This is a genomic window from Runella sp. (assembly GCF_027484545.1).
GTDB lineage: Bacteria > Bacteroidota > Bacteroidia > Cytophagales > Spirosomataceae > Runella.
In genome coordinates this window covers 1-8571 of record NZ_JAIXST010000210.1, presented here as the reverse complement: position 1 = coordinate 8571, position 8571 = coordinate 1, and the positions used below count along the sequence as shown (strand labels likewise).

Below are 8571 nucleotides of genomic sequence, written 5' to 3'. Positions count from 1 at the left end.
GTAGTATTTCCCAGCAAACTGAAACATCTAAAATCTTATGTAACTGTAGCTCAAATTTCATCTTTTCTTACAAAACTACCTATTTTGTTCATCAGTCCAATATTAGGTAAGAGCCTAAACTTATTAAGAAGCGCTCAAGTAACTAATACCACTCTGTTAGGAGACAGCCACCCTGATACATTGATTGCAAGAGAAAAATTATTTGAGTTATTTGTTATTGACATTACTATTAAACATAATCCGAAAGAACCGGAGGATATAAAAGAATATATGACCTACTTTTGGGATTGGCTAAAAGAACAATAATATCGTTTCCTTATTACTTATTAAAAAATCTTCTATACACTTAAATTAAACATGAAAAAACAATTTTTACATCTATCTTTTTGTCTCATTACTTCGGTTCTTGGAAGCTTCGCCCAATCCTACAAACCGCCCGTTTTCACTGACCCCGAACGGATGAAAAAAATTGAAGCGGTATTTCCAACCATTGACAACATCTATAAGGAATATGCTGAAAAAAGCCACTTTCCTGGTTTTACTTACGGGGTGGTGGTGGATGGAAAATTGGTTCATACGGGAAGTACGGGCTATACCGATGTCAGCAAAAAAACAGCAGCAAACCCTCAATCCCTTTTCCGAATTGCCTCCATGAGCAAAAGTTTTACGACCATGGCCATTTTGCAATTGCGCGATGCGGGCAAGCTCAATCTGGACGACCGCGCTGATAAGTACATTCCCGAAATGAAAAATACCAAATTGCTCACTACGGACTCTCCTGCTATCACCATCCGACACTTGCTGACGCACGCGGCAGGTTTTCCCGAAGACAATCCGTGGGGCGACCGCCAATTGGCTGACACAAACGAAGAATTGTTGAAACTGATGCAAAGCCAAGTGGCCTTTTCCAACGCACCCGGCATTGCGTACGAGTACAGCAATTTGGGAATTACGTTGTTGGGATACATTATTCAAAAAGTGTCGGGCAAAACCTACCAGCAGTTCATCAACGAAAATATATTTAAACCCCTCGGCATGACCCACACCAAATGGGAATACACCGAAGTTCTAACCGATAAACTGGCCCACGGGTATCGTTGGCGCGACGGACAATGGGTGGAAGAGCCTCTACTCCACGACGGTGCCTACGGTGCCATGGGCGGCCTGATCACGTCCATTGAAGATTTCAGCAAATACATGGCCTTACATTTAGCCGCCTGGCCCCCTAAAGACGATACCGATAACGGCCCACTTAAACGCAGTTCCATTCGCGAAATGCACCAACCTTGGAACATAAGCGGCTTTGCTCCGCAATTCAGATACGCAAGCGGTCGCCCGTGCGGTACAGTTTCCGCCTATTGTTACGGATTGAATTGGATGCGCGACTGCGAAGGCCGCGAGTACGTGGGTCACAGCGGTGGACTGCCCGGTTTTGGCAGCAATTGGCGGATTTTACCCCAGTACGGCATTGGGATTGTAGCTTTTGCCAATCTTACGTATGCTTCTACTGTACCCATTAACCTGCGAGTGTTGGATACGCTTGTTATCAGTGCCAAGCTACAACCGCGTCAATTGCCTGCTTCTGACATCCTCAAAAAACGTCAGAAGGAAATAACGCAACTCCTACCCGACTGGAAAAATGCCGAAGCAAGCGGACTTTTTGCCGAAAATTTCTTTGCCGATTATTCATTAGAAGCCTTGAAAAAAGAGTCGGCTGCGTTGTTTGAAAAAGCGGGTAAAATTGTGAATGTAAAAGAAATAGCTCCCGAAAACCAATTGCGAGGCCGGTATATTTTAGAGGGCGAAAAAGCCAATCTTTGGGTTTCATTCACTCTTACTCCCGAAAATCCGCCGCTGATTCAGGAGTATCATATTGGGGAAGTGAAAAAGTAGTATTCCCGCAAAGTCGCAGAGATGCAAAGTATGCTTTCTCTGCGACTTTGCCCCTTTGTCTCTCTGCGTGAATTGTTACATTAGATTAACTCTTTTCTCTGCTTTTGCCTAAAAAAACGCACAAAACCTATGCAAACTTCCCGTAGAGATTTCATACGTTCGGCTTCGGTATTGACGGGATCCGGACTCTTTTCATTTGCTCCTTTGGAGATTTTAGCAAGCCAACGCAAACGCGTTTCGGCTCTTGAGAAAGTACACTTAGGCGTTATTGGTTGCAATGGCATGGGCTGGTCCGATTTGCGTTCACACCTTCAGTTGAGCGACGTAGAATGCGTAGCACTCGCTGATGTAGACCAAAATGTACTGGACCGCCGCGCTGCCGACGTAGAAAAAGCCCAGGGCAAACGCCCGCAGTTGTACAAAGATTACCGCAAAATGCTCGAAAATAAAGACATCGACGCGGTGATTATCGGTACTCCTGACCATTGGCATTGCCTGGCTTTAACAGATTCGTTGGCTGCCGGAAAGCACGTGTATTGCGAAAAACCACTGGCCAATTCCATTGAAGAATGTAATATCATGTTGGCCGCCGCCAAACGCTCCAATAAAATCATTCAGATTGGACAATGGCAACGCAGTGGTTCGCACTACGAAAAAGCCATCGAATACGTTCGTTCGGGTAAATTGGGCAATATCCGTTTGGTCAAAGTATGGGCTTATCAGGGCTGGATGGAACCAGTATCCGTCAAACCAGACAGTGCTGTACCAGCTGGTGTGGATTATGATATGTGGCTTGGGCCTGCTAAAAAACGTCCTTTCAATGCCAACCGTTTCCACTTCAATTTCCGTTGGTTTTGGGATTATGCGGGTGGGTTGATGACCGACTGGGGCGTTCACGAAATCGACATTGCACTCTACGCCATGAATGCCAAAGCACCCAAATCCGTCATGGCTTCGGGTGGAAAATTAGCGTATCCCGACGATGCCTCCGAAACACCCGATACGCTGCAAACGGTGTACGAATACGAAGGTTTCAATATGTTGTGGGAACATGCCACAGGTATCGACGGCGGCAATTATGGCCTTACCGAAGGAATTGCGTTCATTGGAAACAATGGCACTGTCGTACTGCACCGGGGAGGTTGGATGTTATATCCTGAAACCAAAACTCAGAATGGTGTCAAATTATATAAAATCGACGATATTCCTGACCAAGCGCGTAACGGCGAATACCTCAATGACCATACGAAGAATTTTATACAGGCGATCAAAGATAACAATCCAAAAATCCTGAAATGCGGAATTGAAACGGGCAGTATCGCCGCCATCAATGCGCACATGGGCAATATCGCCTACAAAACAGGCCGTAAAGTCTATTGGGACGCCGCTACGGGGTCTTTCAAAAACGATGTTGAAGCCAATGCGCTCATTAAAGCCCATTACAACAACGGGTGGCAACTGCCGAAAGGAGTGTAAATTCAGGAGTGAGTAGTCGGTAGTGAGTAGTGAGTTTAGAATATGAGGTGCAAATTTGATAACTTTGCACCTCATATTGTGTTAAACCCCATGACTGAACGTTATCTCCAACGCGGCGTGTCGGCTTCCAAAGAAGATGTACACCGTGCCATTGCCAATCTTGATAAAGGACTTTTTCCAAAGGCATTCTGCAAAATTGTTCCTGACACTCTCGCCGGCGACCCTGCTTTTTGTACCATCATGCACGCCGACGGTGCCGGCACCAAAACCTCATTAGCGTATCTGTATTGGAAAGAAACAGGCGATTTGTCGGTATGGCGCGGTATTGCGCAGGATTCCATCGTGATGAATACCGACGACCTTATCTGCGTAGGAGCTACGGGTCCGATGCTGATTTCGTCGAGCATTGACCGCAATAAAAACAAAATTCCGGGTGACGTTATTGCCGAGATCATCAACGGCACCGAAGAAGTACTGGAAATGCTTCGCAGTCATGGTGTCGAAATATACAGTACCGGTGGAGAAACTGCTGATGTGGGTGATTTAGTGCGAACTATTACGGTCAACAGCACCATCATTGCCCGGATGAAACGCTCCGACGTGATTTCAAACGATACTATACAGGCAGGAGATGTCATCGTAGGTTTGGCTTCTTTCGGACAGGCGTCTTACGAAACTACCTACAACGGCGGCATGGGCAGCAACGGACTCACCTCTGCCCGTCATGATGTTTTAGACAGCTATCTTGCTTCCAAATATCCCGAAAGCTTCGACCCGGAAGTACACAGTGCCTTGGTATACAGCGGTTCAAAACGTCTGACAGATTCAGTGGCTGCCACTCCAGTAAACGTTGGACAATTGATTCTCTCGCCTACCCGTACGTATGCCCCCGTTGCCAAAACGCTGTTGGACGAGTTGCGTCCGCACATTCACGGCATGGTACATTGCAGCGGCGGTGCTCAAACCAAAGTCCTGCATTTTATTGACAATCTGCACGTTATTAAAAATAATTTATTCCCGATTCCTCCACTTTTCAAATTGATTCAGGCCGAAAGCAGCACAAGTTGGCAGGAGATGTACAAAGTGTTTAATATGGGACACCGCTTGGAAGTTTATCTTTCGAAAACCTATGCCCAACGCGTGATTAAAATCGCTCAATCTTTCGGAATTGAAGCGCAAATTATTGGTCATGTAGAAGCTAATGAAGGTAAGAAAGTAACGGTAAAAAGTGAATTCGGTGAGTTTGTGTACTAGTAAATCTACTTTTGTCATTCCGTAGCAATCTATAAAGCGACAAATGGATTCCAACGGAATGACAAAATACTGCTAAATAAAATCTTCCTAAGGCTTCTTCGGTTCCAACCGTTTTTCTCTTCCTAAAGGATTCGGCATTTTATACACACCTCCACTATCCTGTCCCGTTTTTAGGGGAACGTTTGGCATATTTTCGGGAGATTGCGCCAGTAAAATCGGCATATTATCCGTTTGAGCATAAACGATATCTGACTTTTTAGAAAGTCGATACGTATTCGGAGGTGTATAACTTCCGACAACCGGCAATTTTTTTGGAGGCTTAATCATTAATTTTTGCGTCCAAGCCTTGGAAAGACTCAAAGCCAACACAGAAAGAAAAAGATATTTCATAATTAATAGCTGTTTAGATTTTATTACAAATATATAAGTTAGCATTATATCTCAAATAATTAGACCAATATTTTCCCATTTCTTCTCTACAAGTGCATCAAAATCAAATCACAATCAGAAACCTACAGCATTTTTCTCTAATTTTGCAGCCCAATTCTTAGCAGTAAGCCAAACTGTAATTGCAGTACAAATACTAATAAATAACTGTTAACTATTGACTGTGAAGCGGGGCGCCCGCCAACTGTAAACTACCGACCGTAAACTGTAAACCAAAAATGACTTCTCACGAAATCCGCCAAGCGTTTTTAGACTTTTTTAAGAGTAAAGGCCACCTTATTGTGCCCTCGGCACCGCTTGTGGCTAAAAATGACCCCACGCTCATGTTCAATAACTCGGGCATGGCACAGTTCAAAGATTTCTTTTTGGGTAATGGTACTCCACCCAGCACGCGTATCGCCGATACGCAGAAATGTTTGCGCGTAAGCGGTAAGCACAACGACCTCGAAGATGTAGGCTTTGATACCTATCACCATACCATGTTTGAAATGTTGGGCAACTGGTCATTTGGTGATTATTTTAAAAAAGAAGCCTTGGCGTGGTCGTGGGAATTGCTCACTGAAGTTTATCAACTGCCCAAAGAGCGTATTTACGTTTCGGTTTTTAAAGGCGACGAAAAAGACGGAGTTCCTTTTGACCAGGAAGCGTGGGATATTTGGAAAGGAATGGTGGGCGAAGACCGCATCATTTTGGGAAATAAAAAAGATAATTTCTGGGAAATGGGCGACGTAGGTCCTTGTGGACCCTGTTCAGAAATCCACATTGACCTCCGTGATCAAGCTGAAATAGATAGTAAACCCGGAAAAGAACTCGTCAATGCCGACCATCCGCAAGTGGTGGAGATTTGGAACAACGTATTTATGCAGTTTGAGCGCAAAGCCGACGGTTCACTAATTTCGTTACCCTCCAAACACGTGGATACCGGAATGGGTTTTGAGCGCCTTTGCATGGCCATTCAGGGCAAAAAATCAAACTACGACACTGATATTTTCCAAAATACCATTCAGGTCATTGAGAAAATGTGCGGTAAAAAATACGGGGTAAACGGCACGCTCAACACGACCGATTATACCGACATCGCCATGCGCGTTATTGCCGACCACCTTCGTGCTGTCAGCTTCGCCATTGCCGACGGGCAGTTGCCTTCCAATGCTAAAGCAGGTTACGTGATTCGCCGTATTTTGCGCCGTGCTATTCGCTACGGCTATTCTTATTTGGGTTTCTCTGAGCCTTTTATGTGCCAATTAGTCCCCGTATTGGCCGAGCAATTCAAAGACGTTTTCCCTGAACTGAAAGCACAGGAAGATTTCGTAACCCGAGTTGTTCAGGAAGAAGAAAAGAGCTTTTTACGGACTTTAGAATTGGGTTTAAAGAGACTGGATTCGCTTATCAAAGACGCTGCTACTAAAGTTTTAGACGGAGAAGCCGTTTTTGAATTGAGCGATACCTACGGTTTTCCTTCAGACTTAACCGCCTTGATTGCCCGCGAAAAAGGATTCTCGATTGACGAAGCAGGTTTTGAAAAAGCATTGACCGAACAAAAAAACCGCAGTCGCCAAGACGCAGCCAAAGAAGCTACGGACTGGATTGAAGTAAGCGAAGGCGGTGATTTTGAATTCTTGGGCTATGATACGCTTGAAGCAACGGCTCAAATCGTAAAATACCGTAAAGTAAAAACCAAAGGAGGAGAAGAATACCACATCGTACTTGACCGTACGCCGTTTTATGCCGAAATGGGTGGACAGGTAGGAGATTCAGGGGAATTAAGCCCCCTAACCCCCGATGGGGGAAATTTTGTCATCAGCATCGTAGATACGAAGAAAGAAAATGATTTGTTTATTCACGTTTCCAGAGATAGAAACTTGGATGAATTACTCACTCATTCCCTCATTTACCATTCACTCATTGCAAAAGTTGACGCTCACCGCCGCCAAAATATCATGCGCAACCACACGGCTACACACTTGATGTTGGCAGGGTTGCGGAAAGTATTGGGGAATCATATTGTGCAAAAAGGTTCGTATCAAAACGATGAAGTAACGCGTTTTGACTTCTCTCATTTTACAAAAGTGACCGACGAGGAATTGGCTCAGGTAGAAGATATTGTAAACGCTAAAATTCGCGCCAACATCGCCCAAAAAACGTACGTAAACGTACCGATTGACGAGGCCATCAAAAAAGGAGCCACGGCTACATTCGGTGAAAAATACGGTGATTTTGTACGCGTAGTAGAATTTGACCCGCAGTTTTCGGTTGAGCTTTGCGGAGGTACGCACGTACCAGCTACCGGCGAAATTGCTCTTTTCAAGTTTACTTCGGAAGGTTCTGTTTCCGCAGGTGTTCGCCGCGTGGAAGCGGTGACGGGCGAGAAAGCGATGGAAATTATCAGCAATCAAGCGGCCGTTATCACTAAATTAGAAGAATTATTCAAAGGGCAAAAAGACGTGGTGAAGGCCGTTGAAAACCTGTTTTCGGAAAAAGCAGCCTTACAAAAGCGCATCGAAAGCCTCGAAAATGAGAAACTGCAACAAACCAAACAAAGCCTATTGGACCAAGTGGAAACCAGAGGGGAAACAACAGTGCTCGTAGCGCGGGTAGAAGTACCGAATGCAGATGCCCTCAAGTCACTGGCATACCAATTGAAAGAACCTTTGACCTCGGGATATATCGTATTAGGCACGGTACTGAACGGAAAACCTCAATTAGCCGTCATTCTTACTGATGACTTGGTAGCGAAAGGATTACACGCCGGCAATATCGTCAAAGACCTCGCCAAAGAAGTAAAAGGCGGCGGAGGCGGACAGCCTTTCTTTGCCACGGCCGGCGGTTCTGATGTGAGCGGATTGGATGCGGCATTGGCGAAGGCGAAAACGATTTTATAAAAATACGGGCTTGGCTTCTCAATTTTTTGTCATTCCGTAGGAATCTATTCGAGTGCGATTTAGATTCCTGCGGAATGACAAAAATGAAATGGACACTTCCTCATTTACAATTCAAACAACTGCCGTACATTCTCCGCAAACGACTGTCCTGAAGTAATTTTGGTTGCTTTTTTATCCCCTAGAACCAAAATATACTTCCCGTCAAAATGCTTCTGAATCTCTTTCACATGATGCGCATTCAGAATAGCAGCACGACTGATACGCGTGAAATGGGCAGGTAATTTTTCTTCTAAAACCGCAATGGTGTAACTCGTCAGGTACTTTTGACCTTCTTTAGTTGCCAAAAATACGTATTTGTCTTCGGCCTCAAAATAACTGATGTCTTCCAATGGAATCAGAAGTATTTTATCGGCGTATTTGACGGAGATAGCGTGTAGCTCTTTTTTTGGTTTGAGCTGATCAATAAGCTGTAACAAATTATGATTGAAGGGATTGGAACCACTATTATCCGCATTTGAGGCAGATATAGATAGGGACATAACTAATTGGAACAAATAATTGTAGAATTCCAAAAAATGGGATTCCAAAAATCGTCAATCCATTTTCTGGCAAAAGACAG

The 8571-nt window shown here is 44.6% G+C and carries 7 protein-coding genes; 5 read left to right on the top strand and 2 right to left on the bottom strand.

All coding sequences use genetic code 11. The features are described from left to right. From Q0081_RS19525 to Q0081_RS19510, 4 genes are all read left to right on the top strand, one after another. On the top strand, positions 1-306 hold a 306-nt coding region (locus tag Q0081_RS19525), incomplete at its 5' end, for a hypothetical protein (RefSeq protein WP_298357201.1). Between the two features lie 51 nt (positions 307-357). Further along, entirely contained in the window at positions 358-1893 is a 1536-nt protein-coding gene (locus Q0081_RS19520; protein WP_298357199.1) for a serine hydrolase, read from the top strand. Between the two features lie 129 nt (positions 1894-2022). Further along, the gene (locus Q0081_RS19515; RefSeq protein ID WP_298357196.1) at positions 2023-3369 is read left to right on the top strand and encodes a Gfo/Idh/MocA family protein; all 1347 of its coding nucleotides are present in this window, start codon (positions 2023-2025) and stop codon (positions 3367-3369) included. Between the two features lie 90 nt (positions 3370-3459). Next, positions 3460-4623, top strand: coding sequence for an AIR synthase-related protein (locus Q0081_RS19510; protein WP_298357193.1), 1164 nt, complete (start codon positions 3460-3462; stop codon positions 4621-4623). A gap of 87 nt (positions 4624-4710) precedes the next feature. Here Q0081_RS19510 and Q0081_RS19505 read toward each other — a convergent pair whose 3' ends face one another. Beyond that, a complete protein-coding gene (locus Q0081_RS19505) occupies positions 4711-5013 on the bottom strand; it encodes a hypothetical protein (RefSeq protein ID WP_298357190.1) in 303 nt (100 codons plus the stop codon). Between the two features lie 275 nt (positions 5014-5288). On the opposite strand from Q0081_RS19505, the gene alaS reads away from it, so the two are divergent. Further along, on the top strand, positions 5289-7952 hold the full coding sequence (alaS, locus tag Q0081_RS19500) for an alanine--tRNA ligase (RefSeq protein WP_298357187.1): 2664 nt from the start codon (positions 5289-5291) through the stop codon (positions 7950-7952). A 104-nt stretch (positions 7953-8056) separates the two neighbouring features. On the opposite strand, the gene Q0081_RS19495 is transcribed toward alaS, so the two are convergent. Next, positions 8057-8491: a LytTR family DNA-binding domain-containing protein gene (locus Q0081_RS19495; protein ID WP_298357184.1), complete on the bottom strand. Its 435-nt coding sequence runs from the start codon at positions 8489-8491 to the stop codon at positions 8057-8059. Positions 8492-8571 lie beyond the last annotated feature (80 nt).

Coding starts and splice junctions, on each gene's coding strand:
- Q0081_RS19520 (WP_298357199.1), top strand. CDS start 358: ATGAAAAAACAATTTTTACATCTATCTTTTTGTCTCATTACTTCGGTT.
- Q0081_RS19515 (WP_298357196.1), top strand. CDS start 2,023: ATGCAAACTTCCCGTAGAGATTTCATACGTTCGGCTTCGGTATTGACG.
- Q0081_RS19510 (WP_298357193.1), top strand. CDS start 3,460: ATGACTGAACGTTATCTCCAACGCGGCGTGTCGGCTTCCAAAGAAGAT.
- Q0081_RS19505 (WP_298357190.1), bottom strand. CDS start 5,013: ATGAAATATCTTTTTCTTTCTGTGTTGGCTTTGAGTCTTTCCAAGGCT.
- alaS (WP_298357187.1), top strand. CDS start 5,289: ATGACTTCTCACGAAATCCGCCAAGCGTTTTTAGACTTTTTTAAGAGT.
- Q0081_RS19495 (WP_298357184.1), bottom strand. CDS start 8,491: ATGTCCCTATCTATATCTGCCTCAAATGCGGATAATAGTGGTTCCAAT.